Raw genomic sequence first — 17,100 nt, forward strand, 5'->3', positions numbered from 1 at the left:
CGGCCCGGCAGTCCGGAAAGGATGGTGGGCGTGACAGACGTCGTGACGAACACAGCCCCGCTCCTGCGGGACGAGGCGGCCGCCGCGGCGGCCACCGCCGCCACGGCCTCGGGGGTCCAGGTCCGGACCCTGGCCGAGGTCGCCGACCTGACCGCCGTGACCCGGCTCTTCGAGTCGATCTGGCGCCCCGCGCCGGGAAACCAGCCCGTGACGTCCGAACTGCTGCGGGCCATGGTCTCGGCCGGCAACTACGTCTCCGGCGCGTTCGACGGGCCCGAACTGCTCGGCGCGTGCTTCGGGTTCTTCGGCGGGCCGGCCAAAGGGGGACTGCACAGCCACATCGCCGGGGTCGCGACGGCCGGGCACGGCCGCGGCATCGGCTTCGCGCTCAAGCTGCACCAGCGCGCGTGGGCGCTGCACCAGGACGTCCCGGTCATCTCGTGGACCTTCGACCCGCTGGTGCGGCGCAACGCCCACTTCAACCTGACCAAGCTGGCCGCGCGGCCCGAGCACTACCTGCCCGACTTCTACGGCCCCATGCACGACGGCATCAACGGCGCGGGCGACACCGACCGGCTGATGGCCGTCTGGGACCTGGCCAGCCCGCCGGTGCGGGCGGCGGCGCGGGCCGAGCCGGTCCGGCTCGACGCCGGGACGCTGAAGAACCAGGGGGCCGCGGTCGCGCTCGCGGCGGGCCCCGACGGCGGCCCGGTCACCGGTCCCGCCGACGCGCCGGTCGTGCTCGTCGCCGTGCCGCCGGACATCGAAGCGCTGCGGCGGGCCGACCCGGAGCGCGGCCGCGCGTGGCGGGTGGCGCTGCGGGAGGTGCTGGGCGGCCTGATGGCCGGCGGCGCCGGGGTAACCGGGTTCGACCGTGCCGGCTGGTACGTGGTCACGAGGGAGGCGTCGTGAAACTCACCGGTGTCGAGGTCCGCCGGGTGCGGATGCCGCTCGTGGCGCCGTTCCGGACGTCGTTCGGCACGCAGGCCGAGCGTGAGCTGCTGCTCCTGCGTGCGGTGACCTCCGAGGGCGAGGGCTGGGGCGAGTGCGGCGCGATGGTCGACCCGCTGTACTCCTCGGAGTACGTCGACGGTGTCGAGCACGTGCTGCGGACCTTCCTCGCCCCCGCGCTGCTGGCGGCCGGCGACCTCACCGCTAACAAGGTCGCGCCGCTGCTCGCGAAGTTCAAGGGCCACCGGATGGCGAAGGCCGCCCTCGAGATGGCGGTGCTCGACGCGGAGCTGCGGGTGCACGGCGTCTCCTTCGCCACCGCGCTCGGGTCCACAAAGGACTCCGTGCCGTGCGGGGTGTCGGTCGGCATCATGGACACGATCCCGAAGCTGCTCGACGTCGTCGGCGGTTACCTCGAAGCCGGGTACGTCCGGATCAAGCTGAAGATCGAACCCGGCTGGGACGTCGAGCCGGTGCGCGCGGTCCGTGAGCGCTTCGGCGACGACATCCTGCTGCAGGTCGACGCGAACACCGCGTACACGCTGTCGGACGTGCCGCAGCTGCAGCGGCTCGACCCCTTCGAGCTGCTGCTGATCGAGCAGCCGCTCGAAGAGGAGGACGTGCTCGGCCACGCCGAGCTGGCCAAGCACATCCGGACGCCGATCTGCCTGGACGAGTCCATCGTCTCGGCCCGCTCGGCCGCCGACGCGATCAAGCTCGGCGCCTGCCGGATCGTCAACATCAAGCCGAGCCGGGTCGGCGGGTACCTCGAGGCGCGGCGGGTGCACGACGTCTGCGCCGCGCACGGCGTCCCGGTGTGGTGTGGCGGGATGATCGAAACCGGCCTGGGCCGCGCGGCCAACGTCGCGCTCGCCTCGCTGCCGGGGTTCACCTTGCCCGGCGACACCTCGGCGTCCGACCGGTTCTACACCGAGGACATCACCGAACCGTTCGTGCTCGAAGGCGGCCGGCTGCCGGTGCCGTCCGGGCCGGGCCTCGGTGTCACCCCGATCCCGGAGCGGCTCGCCGCCGTGACCACCGCCCAGTCCTGGCTCGCGTCATGACCACAGTGGACGCGGTGACCGCCCGGGTCCGGGCGTACGCGCTCCGGGCCGCGGTGGCCGCGTCGAAGGTCAGGATCCGGCTCGCGGTCGGGGGTGCGGCGGTGCGCGCCGCGCCGTCGCTGCGGTTCCGGTCGCGCCGCCGGCGGTGATTCGTCCGCCGGGATGAAAGTTTCCCCGGGTCTCGTCGGTTTCGACGAATCGGCGGCCCCGGTCCCCGTCCTAGCATCCCGGCATCGCCGGTTCCCCCATCGTCGGACGAGAGGCAACCATGTCGAAACTCACCGAACTCGCCGCCTGGCTCGAAAGCCGGCTCCCCGCCCTGCTGGCCGAGCACCAGGTGCCCGGCGCATCCGTCGCCGTCTACGCCGGCGGCGAGATCATCGACCACGCGGCCGGCGTGCTCAACAAGGGCACCGGCGTCGAGGCCGACGTGGACTCGCTCTTCCAGATCGGCTCCATCACGAAGGTCTGGACGACGACGCTGGCGATGCAGCTCGTCGACGAAGGCGCGCTGGATCTCGACGAACCGGTCCGCAAGTACCTGCCGGAGTTCGTCCTGGCCGACGCGGACGCCGCCGCCCGGATCACCGTGCGGCAGCTGATGTGCCACACGTCCGGCTTCGAAGGCGACATCTTCACCGACACCGGCCGCGGCGCCGACTGCGTCGAGAAGTACGTCGCCACCCTGGGCGACGTGCCCCAGCTGTTCCCGCCGGGGGAGATGTTCTCCTACAACAACGCCGCGTTCTGCGTGCTCGGCCGGGTGATCGAGGTCCTGCGCGGCAAGAGCTACAACGACTGCCTGGCCGAGCATCTGTTCACCCCGCTCGGCCTGACGCACGCCGCGGCGAGCCCGTACGAGGCCATCCGGTTCCGCGCCGCGCTCGGGCACCTCACGCCGAAGCCCGGCGCCGAGCCCGAACCCGCCGGCATGTGGGCGCTGGCGCCGTCCAACGCCCCGGCCGGCTCGATGCTCGCGATGCGCCCGCGTGACCTCGTGACGTTCGCCGGCATGCACCTCAAGGACGGCGAAGGCCCGGACGGGACCCGTGTGCTCAGCGCGGAAAGCGCCCGCGCCATGCGGGAACGCCGCGTGGAGCTGCCCGACCTCGGCTTGATGGGTGACGCGTGGGGCCTCGGCTGGTCGCTGTTCGACTGGCCGGGCGGCGCGGTCGTCGGCCACGACGGCGGCACGATCGGCCAGTCGGCGTTCCTGCGGGTCGCGCCGGAGCACCACGTCGCCGTGGCGCTGCTGACCAACGGCGGCAGCCCGGTCGCCCTCTACACCGAAGTCGTCGGGCACCTGCTGAAGGAGCTCACCGGCATCACGCTCGCCGTGCCGCCGGTTCCGGACCCGGCCGCGCCGCGCATCGACGCCACGCGCTACGTCGGCGACTACGCGTCGTCCGTCGCGGACATCAAGGTCAGCCAGGACGACGACGGCCGGATCTGGGTCGAGCGGATCCCGAAGGGGATCTTCGCGGAGCTGGCCGGTCCGGAGAAGACCGAGCTGGTCGCCATGAACGGCGACACGCTGATCCTGGCCGAGCCGATGCAGGGCATGTACCTGCCGCACGCGTTCGTCGGCGACGACGGCGCCGGGCACGCGCTGTACCTGCACACCGGCCGGGCCGACCGGCGGGTGAGCGCATGAGCGCTGTCGAAGAAGAGATCGCCGGGGTCTTCACCGCCGCGGGCGCACGGGGTTTCCTGCACGCCCGGGAGATCGGCGGCGGCCCGGAGGTGGCGCTCGGCGCGGACGACCCGGTCGTGCTCGCGTCGGTGTTCAAGATCCCGGTCGCCGTCGCCTACGCCCGTGAAGTCGTCGCCGGGCGGCTGGACGAGACCGAGCGGACGCGGGTCGGGAAGCGTTATCGCATCGGCGGGATCGGCACCGCGGGCTGCGCCGACGACGTCGAAATGAGCTGGCGCGACCTCGCCCTGTTCATGCTGACGATGAGCGACAACGCCGCCACCGACGTCGTGTTCCACCGCGTGGGCCAGGAAGCCGTCGACCGGGTGCTCGCGGACTTGGACCTGCGCCGCACCCGCCTGATCGGCTGCTGCGAAGACCTGTTCGCCTCAGTGCTGGCCGACCTCGGCGCCGGCGAAGACGACGATCTCGACGCCGTGTTCGCCGGTGCGACCCCCGAGCAGACGTGGAAGCTCGCGGTGCTCGACCCCGAGCGCACGTCGGCGTCCACACCCCGGGAGATCACCACCCTGCTCGACGCCCTCTGGATCGACCGCGCTGCGGAACCCGCGGCGTGCGAACGGGTGCGGTCGATGCTGGCGCGCCAGATCTGGCCGCACCGGATCTCCAGCGGCTTCCCCTCCGACGTCACGATCGCGGCCAAGACCGGCACCCTGCCGGCGGTCCGCAACGAAGCCGGGGTGGTGTCCTTTCCGGACGGACGCCGGTTCGCCGTCGCCGTCTTCACCCGCGCGGACTCCCTCGCCGAGCGGCAGCCCGCCGTCGACGCCGCGATCGGCGAGGCCGCCCGCCTCGCCGTGGCCCACCTGCGGAAGGAAACCCCATGACCACACCACGGACCGCGGTGGTCCTGCTCGGGGTGCTCGCCCTGGGCGCGACCGCCTGCGGGGGATCGGGCGGCGCCGCTGCCGGCGACGGGACCCCGGTCGACGGCAAGACGTTCAGCCTCGCCGTCGGCTCCGACCCCGGCAGCCTCGACCCGCACATGACCGTGCTGTCGGTGGCCATCCAGACCGACCGGTTCCTCTACGACACGCTGCTGAACCTCGACGGCGACGGCAAGCTGGTCTCCGGGCTGGCCGCGAAGTGGGAGGCGTCGACGACCACGGCGTCGTTCACCCTCCGCCCGGGCCTCACGTGCGCCGACGGCAGCCCGCTGACCGCCGCCGACGTCGCGGCCAACGTGAACTTCATCGGCGACCCGGCGAACAAGTCGCCCATCGCCGGGCTGTACATCGCCCCGGGCACCAAGGCGACCGCGGACGCGGCGGCCGGCACGATCACCGTCACCAGCGGGAAGCCGGACGCGTTCCTGGCCCGCAACGTCGGCGGCGTGCCGATCGCCTGCGCGAAGGGCCTGGCGGACCGCAAGCTGCTCGCCAAGGGCGAAGCCGGCACCGGGATGTTCACCGTCACCGAGTCCGTGCCCAACGACCACTACACGTTCACCCGCCGCAAGGACTACACGTGGGGTCCCGGCGACTGGAAGGCCGAGCCCGGCCTGCCGGACAAGGTGGTCGTGCGGGTCATCCCCAACACCACGACCGCGACGAACCTGCTGCTGTCGGGCGAGCTGAGCGCGGCCGCGATCAACGGGCCGGACCGGCAGCGTCTGGAGGCGCGCAAGCTCTTCCACGGCGACTTCACCGCCCCGATGGGCGAGGTCTTCTACAACCAGGTGGCCGGGCGGCCCGGGCAGGACGAAGCCGTCCGCCGGGCACTCACCCAGGCGCTCGACCTGCCCCAGCTCGGCAAGGTGCTGACCAGCGGCGCCGGCAAGCCGTCGCAGGGCATGATCACGAACGAGCCGAAGGTGTGCCCGGGCGACACCGTCGCCGGCAACCTACCGGCCCACGACCCGGCCGCGGCGGCGGCCGGGCTGGACGCGGCGGGCTGGAAAGCGGGCCCGGACGGGGTGCGCGCGAAGGACGGGAAGAAGCTCTCCCTCACCGTCCTCTACGGCACACAGCTCGGCCCGACGATGGCGCCGACCGCGGAGCTCGTCCAGCAGACGTGGAAGGCGCTCGGCGCCGACGTGACGCTCAAGGCGGTCGACAGCCCCGGCCTCAGCCAGGTGCTGTTCGGCACCGGCGAGTGGGAGGTGTCGCTGGCCCCGGTCGGGTTCTCGCTGCCGAGCCAGCTGGTCCCGTTCGTCTCGGGCCCGGCCGCGCCCGACGGCACGAACTTCGCCCACATCGGCAACCCCGGTTACGAACAGGCGGCGCAGCAGGCGGCGTCGAAGTCCGGCGACGCGAGCTGCGCGGACTGGAGCGCGGCGGAGACCGCGCTGGTGAAGCGGGTGGACGCGGTGCCCTACTTCGACTCCGTCGTGCCGACCTACGCCAGCGGCGCGAAGTTCGAGATCAGCCAGGGCAGTGTGACGCCGTCGTCGATCCGGATGTACGCGAAATGACCACGGCGGCGGCGCCCGCCGGCCTGCGGGGCAGCCCGTGGCCGGCGTTCGCCGCGCGACGGCTCGCCCGGTTCGCCGTCTCGCTGTGGGCGCTGCTCACCGCGGCGTTCCTGATGATCCACCTCGTCCCCGGTGACCCGGTGCGGGCCGCGCTCGGCCTCACCGCGCCCGCCGAGCTGGTGGCGGCCAAGCGGGCGGAGCTCGGCCTGGACGACCCGCTGTGGGTGCAGTACGGGCACTACGTGCGCAACCTGCTCTCCGGGGACTTCGGGACGTCGATGGCGAGCGGGCAGCCGGTGGCCCAGGTGATCGGCGACCGGCTGCCGTCGACGCTGCAGCTGGCGGTCCTGGCCTTCGCGGTCGTGGTCGTCGTCGCGATCCCCGTCGGCGTCGTCTTCGCGGTGCTGACCCGCGGCGGCCGTCGCCGGGGCGCTGAGCTGGGCTTCACGTCGGTGAGCGTGTTCCTCGCCGCCGTCCCGGAGTTCCTGGTCGCGGTCGGGCTGGTGGCGCTGCTCGCCGTCGGCCTCGGCTGGTTCCCGGTGGCGGGCAGCGACGACGTGAGCGCGTACGTCCTGCCGGTGGCGGCCCTGGCGGTCGGGCCGGCGGCGGTGCTCGCGCGGATGGTCCGGGTGGAGCTGCTTTCGGTGCTGGGCGCCGACTTCGTCCGCACCGCGCGGGCGAAGCGGCTGCCCGCGCGGCTGGTGTACGTCCGGCACGCGCTGCCGAACGCGCTGACCGCGACGCTCACCCTGGGCGGGCTGATGCTGACCGGGATGGTGGCGGGCACGGTGCTCGTGGAGAACGTGTTCGCCTGGCCCGGCCTCGGCTCGACGATCGTCGCTTCGATCCTGCAGAAGGACTACCCGCTGGTGCAGGGGATCGTGCTCGTCTACGGCGTCGGCGTGCTGCTGGTGAACCTGCTGGTCGACGTCGTGCTCGGGCTGCTCGACCCGCGCTCGGCCATTCGGGAGGCGTGAGATGGCGCGACGCGGTTCGGTCTGGGTGGCGGCCGTGCGCACGCCTGTGGGCGCGTGCTCGGCGGTCCTGCTGGCGGGGGTCGTCCTGCTCGCGGTGCTGGCCCCGCTGCTGTGGGGTGACGCCGCCGCGGCGATCGACACGGACGCGATCGGCCAGGGCCCGTCCGGGGCGCACTGGTTCGGCACCGACTCCCTCGGCCGCGACCTGTTCTTCCGCACCCTGGTCGCGACCCGGCTTTCGGTCGGGCTCGCGGTGCTGGCCACCGCGATCGGTGTCGCCGCCGGCGTGATCCTCGGGACGCTGCCTTCGGTGCTGCCGCGCTGGGCGGGCCGGCTGCTCACCGCGGCGGTCAACGTCGCGGTCGCGTTCCCGGGGCTGCTGCTGGCGCTGTTCCTCGCGGTGATCTTCGGGGTCGGCACGCACGGCGCGGTGCTGGCGATCGCGTTCGCGGTGGCGCCGGCGTTCGCCCGGCTCGTGCAGACGCTGTCCGCGTCGGTGGCCGGGCGGGACTACATCGCCGCCGCCCGGGTGTCCGGCGTCGGCCGGATCCGGCTGCTGGCCCGGCACGTGCTCCCCAACATCGGCGAGCCGCTGGTCGTCAACGCGACCATCGGGGCCGGTTCGGCGCTGCTGGCGTTCGCCGGGCTGTCGTTCCTCGGCATCGGCGTGCAGGCCCCGGACTACGACTGGGGACGGCTGCTGCGCGAGGGCCTGGACGGGATCTACCTCAACCCGGTGGCCGCGCTCGCACCCTGTGGTGCCGTGGTCCTGGCCGGGCTGGCGTTCAACCTGGTCGGGGAGACGGTGGCCGGCGTGGTCGGCGTCCGGACGCGCGCGTCGCGGCGGGCGGCGCGCCCCTTGCCGGTCTCGCGGCCCTCGGTCGCCGCCGAGGTCCCGGCCGACGCCGTGCTCGTCGTCGAGAACCTGCAGGTGGCGTTCCCGCGGGCGGACGGGTGGACCGTGCCGGTGCGCGGGGTCAGCTTCAGCGTCCGCGCCGGGGAGGCGATCGGCGTGGTCGGCGAGTCCGGCTCGGGCAAGAGCCTGACCGCGCTGGCGGTGTCGCGCCTGATCGAAGCGCCCGGCGTGGTGACCGCCGACCGGCTGGAGTTCGCCGGGACCCCGGTGGACCGGACGTCGGACCGCGAGCTCGGCACGTCACTGGCGATGGTGTTCCAGGACCCGATGACGTCGTTCAACCCGGCCCGCCGCGTCGGCGGGCAGCTGGCCGAGGTGTCCGAACAGCACCACGGCCTCTCCCGGCGGGCGGCGTTCGCCCGGGCGGTCGACCGGCTGGCCGCGGTCCGCGTCCCGGCCGCGCGCCGCCGGGCACGGCAGTACCCGCACGAGTTCTCCGGCGGCATGCGGCAGCGGGCGATGATCGGCATGGGCCTGATGGGAGAGCCGAAGCTGATCGTCGCCGACGAGCCGACCACCGCCCTCGACGTCACCGTGCAGCGCCAGGTGCTGCGCCTGCTGGCCCGCACGCGCGAGACCGAGGGCGCGGCGATCCTGCTCATCAGCCACGACATCGCGGTCGTTTCCCAGACGTGCGAACGGATGCTGGTGATGTACGCCGGGCGGGTCGTCGAGGACCTGCCGACCGGGAGCCCGGCGCAGCACCCGTACACACGCGCGCTGCTGGCGACCACAGTGGACCTCGGCACCGACCGCGACGAGCCGCTGGCCGTGATCCCCGGCCGCCCGCCGGAACCGGACCAGGTGCCGGACGGCTGCGCGTTCGCCGCCCGCTGCCCGCTGGCGTCCGACCGTTGCCGCGTCGAAGATCCGGTGCTGGAGCCGGCCGCGGACGGCCACCGCGTCGCGTGCTGGCACCCGCAGGTGAGCGTCCTTTCCGGACAGTCACGGGAGGAAGGTGCCGCATGAGCGTACTCGAGTTCGACGCGGTGAGCGTCCGCTACGGCAAGCTGACCGCCGTCGACGGCGTCCGCCTGACCGTCCCTTCCGGACAGGTCGTCGGTCTGGTCGGCGAGTCCGGCTCGGGCAAGTCGACGCTCGCCCGGGCCGCCGTCGGGCTCGCGCCGGTCAGCGCGGGCCAGGTGCTTCTCGACGGCGTCGACGTGCGGCGGCTGCCCCGCCGTCGTCCGCTGCAGATGGTGTTCCAGGACCCGTATTCCTCCCTGGACCCGCGGATGGCGATCGGCGAGTCGATCGCCGAGGCGATGCCCCGCGGCGCCGGGCGGAAAGCCGAGGTGGCCCGGCTGCTCGACCTGGTCCAGCTCGACCCGGACCGCGCGGCGATGCTGCCCGGGCAGCTCTCCGGCGGGCAACGCCAGCGCGTCGCGCTCGCCCGGGCGCTGGCCGGGCAGCCGAAGGTGCTGATCGCCGACGAGATCACCTCGGCGCTCGACGTCTCGGTGCAGGGCGCCGTGCTCAACCTCGTCCGGGACGTGCAGCGGCGGCTGTCGCTGTCGATGCTGTTCATCTCCCACAACCTCGCGGTGGTGCGGTACGTCAGCGACATCGTCGCCGTGATGTACCTCGGCCGGATCGTCGAAGCCGGGCCGGCCGAACAGGTGCTGACCGATCCGCAGCACCCGTACACGCGGGACCTCCTGGCCGCCGCACCCTCGGCGCACCGGAACCTGCTCGCCGACACCGACGATCCGCTCGCCGACACCGAGCCCGCCGACCCGCACCACCCGCCGCCCGGCTGCCGCTACCACCCGCGGTGCCCGATCGGCCCGCTCGTGCACACCGAACGGACGCTCTGCACCCATGCCGACCCGGCCGCCGACGCCGCCCACCGGCCGCACCACGCGGCCTGCCACTTCGCCGCGTGAGACCGTTATCCCCCAAGGAGATCCGCATGACCCGACGCCTGGGCACCGACGACCTGCACACCCTCGCGCTCCCCGAACAGCCCGCGATTTCGCCCGACGGCTCCCGGATCGTGTACGTGCTGCGCACCGCGGACCGCGACGCCGACCAGGTCACCCGCTCGCTCTGGCAGGTGGACACCGCCGGCGGCGAGGCCCGGCGGCTCACCCGCGGTACCGGCGACGTCGCGCCCGTGTGGTCGCCGGACGGCACGCGGATCGCGTTCGTGCGGGCCCAGGACGGTCCCGCGCAGCTGTGGTTGCTGCCCGCCGACGGCGGTGAGCCCGAGCAGGTCACCACGCTCCCGCTCGGCGCGGGCACCCCGGTCTGGCGCCCGGACGGCGCCGAGATCGCCTTCAGCGCCCCGGTCGACCTCGTCGCGGAGGAGGGCGACGACGACGCCGCCCGGGGCCGCCGCGCGGCGGCCCCGGTGGTCGCCGACCGGCTCGACTTCAAGGCCGACGGCGCCGGCCTGCTGCGGACGTTCCGCAAGCACGTCCACGTCCTCGACGTCGCGACCGGCGAGGTCCGGCAGGTCACGTCGGGGGACTGGCACGCGGGCGACCCGGCGTGGTCGCCGGACGGCGCGCGGCTGGCGTTCCCGGCCGGCCCGGACGCCGACGCCGACCTGACCTTCCGGTCCGGCGCCTACGTCCTCGACCCCGGTGACACCGCTTCGGAGCCGCGGCTGGTGGGCTCCGGCGCGGGCATGTGCGGCGCGGTCTCCTGGACGGCCGACGGCGCCGCGCTGCTCGTCATCGGCCGGGCCGACACCGCGCCCGGCCACCTCGGGTTGCTGCGGGTGCCGCTCGACGGCGGGGAAACCACCAACCTCGCCGCGCCGCTCGACCGCAACGTGATGCCGGGCGGCTCGGGCTACCCGGGCGCGCTGCCGCAGCTCACCGGCGACGGCTCGACCGTGCTGTTCTGCGCCCGCGACCGCGGCTGCACCCACCTCTACGCGGTCGACGTCGCGGGTGGCGAGCCGCGGCGGCTCGTCGGCGGCGCCGGGAACACCGTGGACGGGCTGACCGTCGCCGGGAACACCGCCGTGATCGTGCTGACAACGCCGTCGTCGCTCGGCGAGGTCGTGACGGTCGACCTGCCCGGGGGAGAGCTCGAGGTGCGCACCGCGCACGGCGACACCGAAATCGAGCTGTTCCCCCGCGAGGAGCGGGAGTTCACCATCTCCGACGGCACGGTGGTGCACGGGTGGCTGCTGCGCGACCCGGCCCGCACCGGCCCGCTGCCGCTGCTGCTCGACATCCACGGCGGCCCGCACAACGCGTGGAACGGCAGCGCCGACGCGGTGCACGTCTACCACCAGGAGCTCGTCACGCGCGGCTGGGCGGTGCTGCTCCTCAACCCGCGCGGCAGCGACGGGTACGGCGAAGCGTTCTACACCGCCGCCGTCGGCGCGTGGGGCTTGGCCGACGCGAAGGACTTCCTGGAGCCGCTGGACCAGCTCGTCACCGAAGGGGTGGCGGACGCGCGCCGGCTCGCCGTGTCCGGCTACAGCTACGGCGGCTTCATGACGTGCTACCTGACCAGCCGGGACGACCGGTTCGCCGCGGCGGTCGCCGGCGGCGTGGTCAGCGACGCGGTCAGCATGGCCGGCACGTCCGACAGCGGGCACTACCTCGGCGTCGCGGAGCTGGGCGGCACGCCGGCGGAGTACCAGGCGCACTACGCGGCGCTTTCCCCGCTGGCCCAGGTGGAAAAGGTGCGCACGCCGACGCTGGTCGTGCACGGCGCCGACGACGACCGGTGCCCGGCCGGGCAGGCCGAGCAGTGGTTCACCGCGCTGCGCGAGCAGGGGGTGCCGGCCCGGCTGGTGCTCTACCCGGGCGCGTCGCACCTGTTCATCCTCGACGGCCGGCCGTCGCACCGCGTCGACTTCAACCGCCGGGTCGTCGACTGGGTCGAGCAGCACGCGGGGGAGCCGGGCCGGGCGGCCCGCGTGCCGCTCGACGCCGCGCACTGGCGGCGGCGCCTGGCCGCGCTCGCGCGCAAGCACCGCGTTCCCGGTGCGGCGCTGGGCATCCTGCGCGGGGGCGACGAGGTCGTCGCGAGCAGCGGGGTGCTGAACAAGGCCACCGGCGTCGAGGTCACCGACGACTCGGTGTTCCAGATCGGCTCGATCAGCAAGGTGTGGACGACGACCGTCGCGATGCAGCTCGTCGACGAAGGACTGCTGCAGCTGGACGCGCCGATCACCGACGTCCTGCCGGAGCTGCGGCTGGCCGACCCCGACGTCACGAAGCAGGTGACCCTGCGGCACCTGCTGACCCACACCAGCGGCATCGACGGTGACGTCTTCACCGACACCGGCCGCGGCGACGACTGCGTCGAGAAGTACGTCGCGCTGCTCGACCAGGCCGCGCAGACGCACCCGCTCGGCGCGACGCTGTCCTACTGCAACTCCGGGTTCATCCTCGTCGGCCGGGTCATCGAGAAGCTGACCGGCAAGACGTGGGACGCGGCGCTGCGCGAACGGCTGTTCACCCCGCTCGGCCTGACCCGCACCGGCACCCTGCCGGAGGAGGCGCTGCTCTTCCGCGCGGCGATGGGGCACGTGGCGGCCGGGGAAGGCGAGCCGCAGCCCGCGCCGGCGTGGAGCCTGCCGCGCTCGGCGGGCCCGGCCGGGCTGATCACGGCGTCCCCGGCGGACGTGCTGGCGTTCGCCCGCCTGCACCTGACCGGCGGCCTCGGCCCGGACGGTTCCCGGGTGCTCTCCGCGGACTCGGCCCGGATGATGACCGAAGAGCAGTTCGAGATGCCGGACAAGGACACGCTCGGCGACTCGTGGGGCCTCGGCTGGATCCGCTTCGACTGGGACGGCCACCGCGTGTACGGCCACGACGGCAACACGATCGGCCAGGCGGCGTTCCTGCGGGTCCTGCCGGGCCAGGACCTCGCCGTCACTCTGCTCACCAACGGCGGCAGCGGCCACGACCTGTACGAAGAGCTGTACCGCGAGATCTTCGCCGAGCTCGCGGGGGTCGCGATGCCCCACCCGATCGAGCCCGCGGCCCAGCCGCCGTCGGTCGACGCGTCCCGCTTCTTCGGGACCTACGAGCGTGCGTCGATCCGGATCGAGGTCTTCGCCGGTGAGGCCGGGATCCGCATGCGCCAGACGGTGACCGGCCCGATCGCGGAGCTGATGCCGGAGGCGACGACCGAGGAGGAGCTGGTCCCGGTCGGCCCCGCACAGTTCGTGTACAGCCCGGCCGGCATGCGGGGCTGGGTGTCGGCGACGTTCTACACCCTGCCGACGGGCGAGCAGTACCTGCACACGGGCGTCCGGGCCACGCCGAAGGTCAAGGAGTGACCACGAGCCGCTGGTCGCCGGTCTCCTTCCAGACGGTCTCGACCTCGGCCAGCGGCACCGTGCGCGCGTCGACCCGGAAGCCGCCGAGCTCGGTGACGAGGTGGGCCAGCTCGGCGACGATGTCGCGGGCCGGGACCGAACCCTGGCCGCTGCCGACGAGCTGCAGCCGCGCCGCCCGCAGCGCGGCCGAGGGGAGCTCGATGGCCGGCCCGGCCACCGAGCCGATCTCGACCCAGGTCAGCGGGCGCCCGCGGTCGGCGCGGTGCGTGACGATCGTGCGCAGCGCTTCGGTCGTGGGCGCGCCCCAGACGTAGTCGAGGACAACGTCGACGTCCGCGGCCTGGCCGAGGTCGTCGAAGGTGACGGCCAGGTCCGCGGGGAGCGCGGCGAGGCGCTCCGGGTCGCGGCCGGCCGCGATGACCCGGCCGGCGCCGAGGCGCTTCGCGACCTGGAGGGCGAGCCGGCCGGCGTTGCCGGTGGCGCCGAGCACGAGGACGTCCTGCCCGGCGGTGAACTCGATCCGCCGGCGCAGGGCGACCCACGCCGACATCGCGGGGTTCATGCCCGCGGCGACGAGCACCGGGTCGGCGTCGTCCGGCAGGACGACGCTGCGCCGCAGGTCGACGACGGTCCGCTCGGCCATCGCGCCCATCGTGGTGTCCGGCAGGACGAAGTACCGCAGCGTGCCGTCGGGGGCGCGGCCGACACCGTCGATGCCGGGGACGAGCGGGAGCTCACCGCGGCCGGTGTAGTGCGAGCCGTCGGCCTGGGAGCGGACCCGCGGGTGCAGGCCCGCGGCGAGGACGTCGACCACCACTTCGTCCGGGGTCCGCGGGGTCGGCTCGGGGAGGTCCCGGCAGGCCGGCGGGGTGCCGAACGCGGTCACGACAGCTGCGCGCATGGTGACTCCTTTAGTTGGTATTACCCACTACATTAGCTGGCAGTACCAACTAGTTCAAGGTAGCCTGACACCATGACCGAACCCGACGACGTCCTGGACGGCCTGGTCCAGGTGTCCTTCCGGGTGATGGCGCTGCTGAGCCAGGCGGCGGCCGCGCACGACTTCTCGCTGACGCAGCTGCGGGTGCTGGCGATCCTCCGCGACCGCACGCCGAAGATGGCGGAGCTCGCGGACTACCTCGGGCTCGACCGGTCGTCGGTGAGCGGGCTGATCGACCGAGCGGTCCGCCGCGGCCTGGTCGAGCGCCAAGCGAGCCGCGACGACGGCCGCTCGGTGCGCGTCGGCCTGACGGCGGAGGGGCACCGGCTGGCCGCCGTTGTCGCGGCCGAGGTGGCGGACCTGATGACCCCCCTCACCGGCGACCTCAACGCAGCGGAGCGTGGCCGTCTCGGTGTGTTGCTGGGCAGGCTGCTCGCATGAGCCGGGTCACGTCGGGGAACACCGGCGGGAGTGAGGCGTTGTAGAGGGTGTCGGTACGGCGGAGTCCCCGGGCCTCACCCACTGCCTTCACGGAAAACCAGTCCGGCTGGAGCCGTGTAGCGCCAATCGCCGCGAGGCGACCCCCGTACCGACCTCGAACTCCCGTTTCCGCTCGCAGGTATCCCCCCAGCCTTCGCCGAGCGGAAGCGGGACTTTTTGTCCTCAGTGGACGGTGTCGCTCAGTGCTTCGGTGCGGTCGCCGCCGTGCCGGGGGAGCGGCGTATCAGCCAGGTGCCCGCGAAGGCCAGGAGCCCGACGCAACCGGCGACGACGAACGCTGCCCGCAGGTCTGAGGCGTCGGAGCTTCCCAGCGTCGCCACGCTGACGAACATCGCGGTGCCGATCGCGTCTGCGTCGCTCAGTGCTTCGGCGCGGTGGCTGCCGCGCCGGGGGAGCGGCGGATCAGCCAGGTGCCCGCGAAGGCCAGGAGTCCCACACAGCCGGCGACCACGAATGCCGCCCGCAGGCCCGAAGCGTCCGGACTACCCGCCGCGGCGTTCGAGCTCCCCAGCGTCGCCACGCTGACGAACATCGCTGTGCCGAGCGCGCCCGCGACCTGCTGGAGCGTTGCCAGGATCGCGCTGCCGTGGGAGTACAGGTGGTCCGGCAGCACCCCGAGCGACTCGGTGAACAGCGGCGTCATCATCAGCCCGAGCCCGGCCATCAGCAGCACGTGGATCCCGATCACCGCGATCAGCGGCGAGCCCGCCCCGAGCGTCGTGAACAGCCACAGCGCCGCGGCCACGGCGCCCGCCCCGGGAATCACCAGCGGGCGCGCGCCGACCTTGTCGAACAGCGCGCCGACCGGGCGGCCCAGGAGGCCGAGCACCAGCCCGCCCGGCAGCACCGCCAGGCCGCTGACGAACGTGCTCGTGTGCAGCACCGTCTGCAGGTACAGCGGCAGCAGGATCGCCGCCGCGCCGATCAGGCAGACGAACAGCAGCGCCGTCAGCACCAGCGCCACCACAAAACTGCGGTGCGTGAACGGCCGCAGATCGAGCAGGGCCCGGTCACGGCGTTGCAGCCGCAGCTGCCGCCAGGTGAACACGACCAGCGCGACCACCCCGACCACGATCGACACCCACGCCGGCACCGGCGGCTGGACCTCCTGCTCACCGGTCGACGACAGCCCGTACAGCACCCCGCCGAACCCGATCGCGGACAGCAGCACCGACGGCACGTCCAGCGGCACCCGCCGCGGCTCGCTGTCCAGCTTCAGCTGCAGCGCCCCGGTCACCAGCGCCGCCACCGACAGTGGCAGCACGATCCAGAACATCCAGCGCCAGCCCAGCGACGACAGCACCGCCCCGCCGATGGTCGGCCCGATCGCGGGCGCCACCGCGATGACGATCGTGATCGTGCCCATCGTCGCGCCACGGCGCTCCGGCGGCACCAGCCGCATCACCGTCGTCATCAGCAGCGGCAGCATCACCGCCGTGCCGCACGCCTGCACGACGCGCCCGGCCATCAGCATCCCGAAACCGGGCGCGAGCGCGCACAGCAGCGTGCCGAGGCTGAACGCCGAGAGCGAGAAGAGGAAGACCTGCCGCGGCGTGAACCGCTCGAGCAGGAACCCGGTCGTCGGGATGACCACCGCCATCGTCAGCAGGAACCCGCTGGTCAGCCACTGCACGGTGGTGGTCGGCACCCGCAGGTCGACGGTCAGGTCGCGCAACGCGACACTCAGGATCGTCTCGTTGAGGATCATCACGAACGCGGACAGCACGAGGACGCCGATGAGCAGCCCCGCTCGAGCCGGCGGGGGCCGCAGTTCGGAGGGTTCGGTGGACACGGTTTCGGTCATCGAGGTGGGAGCTCTCCTGGTCGGCCGCGAAGGCGTGCTGTCTCTTGCAGTCTGCCCGTTTCGGCACCCCGGTGTCACGGCGGTTTCCCCCGTGCGGCCGGTCACACCGCAACCTGGAGGAGGGGGCCCCTCGCGCGCGCCCGCGAACGCGTCCGATATGCTTCCGCCAGTACGAAGTTCCGCAGCGCGCGATTAGCTCAGCGGGAGAGCGCTTCCCTGACACGGAAGAGGTCACTGGTTCAATCCCAGTATCGCGCACCACGAGCCCACCCCCGGGACCTCGTGGAAGTTCGTACGACGGGCGATTAGCTCAGGGGGAGAGCGCTTCGTTCACACCGAAGAGGTCACTGGTTCGATCCCAGTATCGCCCACGAGCTTCGTAGGTGAGCCCTGTTTGCGGAAGGCGCAAACAGGGCTCATCTCGTTGTATCCTGTGGGGGCCGAGCCCCCACGCCTCCGGGGGGGGGGGGGGGGGGGGGGGGGGGGGGGGGGGGGGGGGGGGGGGGGGGGGGGGGGGGGGGGGGGGGAGGCGGGGGGGGGGGGGGGGGGGGGGGGGGGGGGAAGGC

The 17,100-nt window shown here is 73.4% G+C and carries 13 protein-coding genes and 2 tRNA genes; 13 read left to right on the top strand and 2 right to left on the bottom strand.

Annotated elements, in window-relative coordinates; all coding sequences use genetic code 11:
- Positions 1–21: 21 nt before the first annotated feature.
- The 10 genes from ACZ63J_RS38075 to ACZ63J_RS38120 all read left to right on the top strand — a co-directional run bounded on the left by ACZ63J_RS38075 (position 22) and on the right by ACZ63J_RS38120 (position 13,289).
- Positions 22–912 (top strand): GNAT family N-acetyltransferase, encoded by an 891-nt coding sequence (locus ACZ63J_RS38075; RefSeq protein ID WP_465407248.1) that lies wholly within the window; start codon positions 22–24, stop codon positions 910–912.
- Positions 909–2,015: an o-succinylbenzoate synthase gene (gene menC / locus ACZ63J_RS38080; RefSeq protein ID WP_465407246.1), complete on the top strand. Its 1,107-nt coding sequence runs from the start codon at positions 909–911 to the stop codon at positions 2,013–2,015. Before ACZ63J_RS38075 ends, menC begins: the two co-directional genes overlap by 4 nt.
- On the top strand, positions 2,012–2,164 hold the full coding sequence (locus ACZ63J_RS38085) for a hypothetical protein (protein ID WP_465305729.1): 153 nt from the start codon (positions 2,012–2,014) through the stop codon (positions 2,162–2,164). Before menC ends, ACZ63J_RS38085 begins: the two co-directional genes overlap by 4 nt.
- A gap of 119 nt (positions 2,165–2,283) precedes the next feature.
- Positions 2,284–3,669, top strand: a complete 1,386-nt coding sequence (locus ACZ63J_RS38090; RefSeq protein ID WP_465407244.1) for a serine hydrolase domain-containing protein — start codon at positions 2,284–2,286, stop codon at positions 3,667–3,669.
- A complete protein-coding gene (locus tag ACZ63J_RS38095) occupies positions 3,666–4,556 on the top strand; it encodes a serine hydrolase (protein ID WP_465407242.1) in 891 nt (296 codons plus the stop codon). The genes ACZ63J_RS38090 and ACZ63J_RS38095 overlap by 4 nt, the downstream gene beginning before the upstream one ends.
- Entirely contained in the window at positions 4,553–6,142 is a 1,590-nt protein-coding gene (locus ACZ63J_RS38100) for an ABC transporter substrate-binding protein (protein WP_465407240.1), read from the top strand. Before ACZ63J_RS38095 ends, ACZ63J_RS38100 begins: the two co-directional genes overlap by 4 nt.
- Positions 6,139–7,119: an ABC transporter permease gene (locus tag ACZ63J_RS38105; RefSeq protein ID WP_465407238.1), complete on the top strand. Its 981-nt coding sequence runs from the start codon at positions 6,139–6,141 to the stop codon at positions 7,117–7,119. The genes ACZ63J_RS38100 and ACZ63J_RS38105 overlap by 4 nt, the downstream gene beginning before the upstream one ends.
- Before the next feature lies 1 nt (position 7,120).
- On the top strand, positions 7,121–9,004 hold the full coding sequence (locus tag ACZ63J_RS38110; RefSeq protein WP_465407237.1) for a dipeptide/oligopeptide/nickel ABC transporter permease/ATP-binding protein: 1,884 nt from the start codon (positions 7,121–7,123) through the stop codon (positions 9,002–9,004).
- Positions 9,001–9,921 (top strand): ABC transporter ATP-binding protein, encoded by a 921-nt coding sequence (locus ACZ63J_RS38115; protein ID WP_465407235.1) that lies wholly within the window; start codon positions 9,001–9,003, stop codon positions 9,919–9,921. The genes ACZ63J_RS38110 and ACZ63J_RS38115 overlap by 4 nt, the downstream gene beginning before the upstream one ends.
- Positions 9,922–9,947: 26 nt before the next feature.
- Positions 9,948–13,289, top strand: a complete 3,342-nt coding sequence (locus ACZ63J_RS38120; RefSeq protein WP_465407233.1) for a serine hydrolase — start codon at positions 9,948–9,950, stop codon at positions 13,287–13,289.
- Here ACZ63J_RS38120 and ACZ63J_RS38125 read toward each other — a convergent pair.
- Positions 13,279–14,190, bottom strand: a complete 912-nt coding sequence (locus tag ACZ63J_RS38125) for a quinone oxidoreductase family protein (protein WP_465407232.1) — start codon at positions 14,188–14,190, stop codon at positions 13,279–13,281. The two genes, ACZ63J_RS38120 and ACZ63J_RS38125, sit on opposite strands and share 11 nt — an antisense overlap.
- Before the next feature lie 72 nt (positions 14,191–14,262).
- Here ACZ63J_RS38125 and ACZ63J_RS38130 point away from each other — a divergent pair, with 72 nt between their 5' ends.
- Positions 14,263–14,670 (top strand): MarR family winged helix-turn-helix transcriptional regulator, encoded by a 408-nt coding sequence (locus ACZ63J_RS38130; RefSeq protein ID WP_465407230.1) that lies wholly within the window; start codon positions 14,263–14,265, stop codon positions 14,668–14,670.
- Between the two features lie 418 nt (positions 14,671–15,088).
- On the opposite strand, the gene ACZ63J_RS38135 is transcribed toward ACZ63J_RS38130, so the two are convergent.
- A complete protein-coding gene (locus ACZ63J_RS38135) occupies positions 15,089–16,534 on the bottom strand; it encodes a DHA2 family efflux MFS transporter permease subunit (RefSeq protein ID WP_465407228.1) in 1,446 nt (481 codons plus the stop codon).
- 186 nt (positions 16,535–16,720) lie between these two features.
- On the opposite strand from ACZ63J_RS38135, the gene ACZ63J_RS38140 reads away from it, so the two are divergent.
- Positions 16,721–16,795 (top strand) — tRNA-Val (locus ACZ63J_RS38140).
- 38 nt (positions 16,796–16,833) lie between these two features.
- Positions 16,834–16,905: transfer RNA gene (locus ACZ63J_RS38145), tRNA-Val, on the top strand.
- The last annotated feature ends 195 nt before the right edge of the window (positions 16,906–17,100 follow it).

It is taken from the genome of Amycolatopsis sp. NPDC104863 (assembly GCF_055582965.1).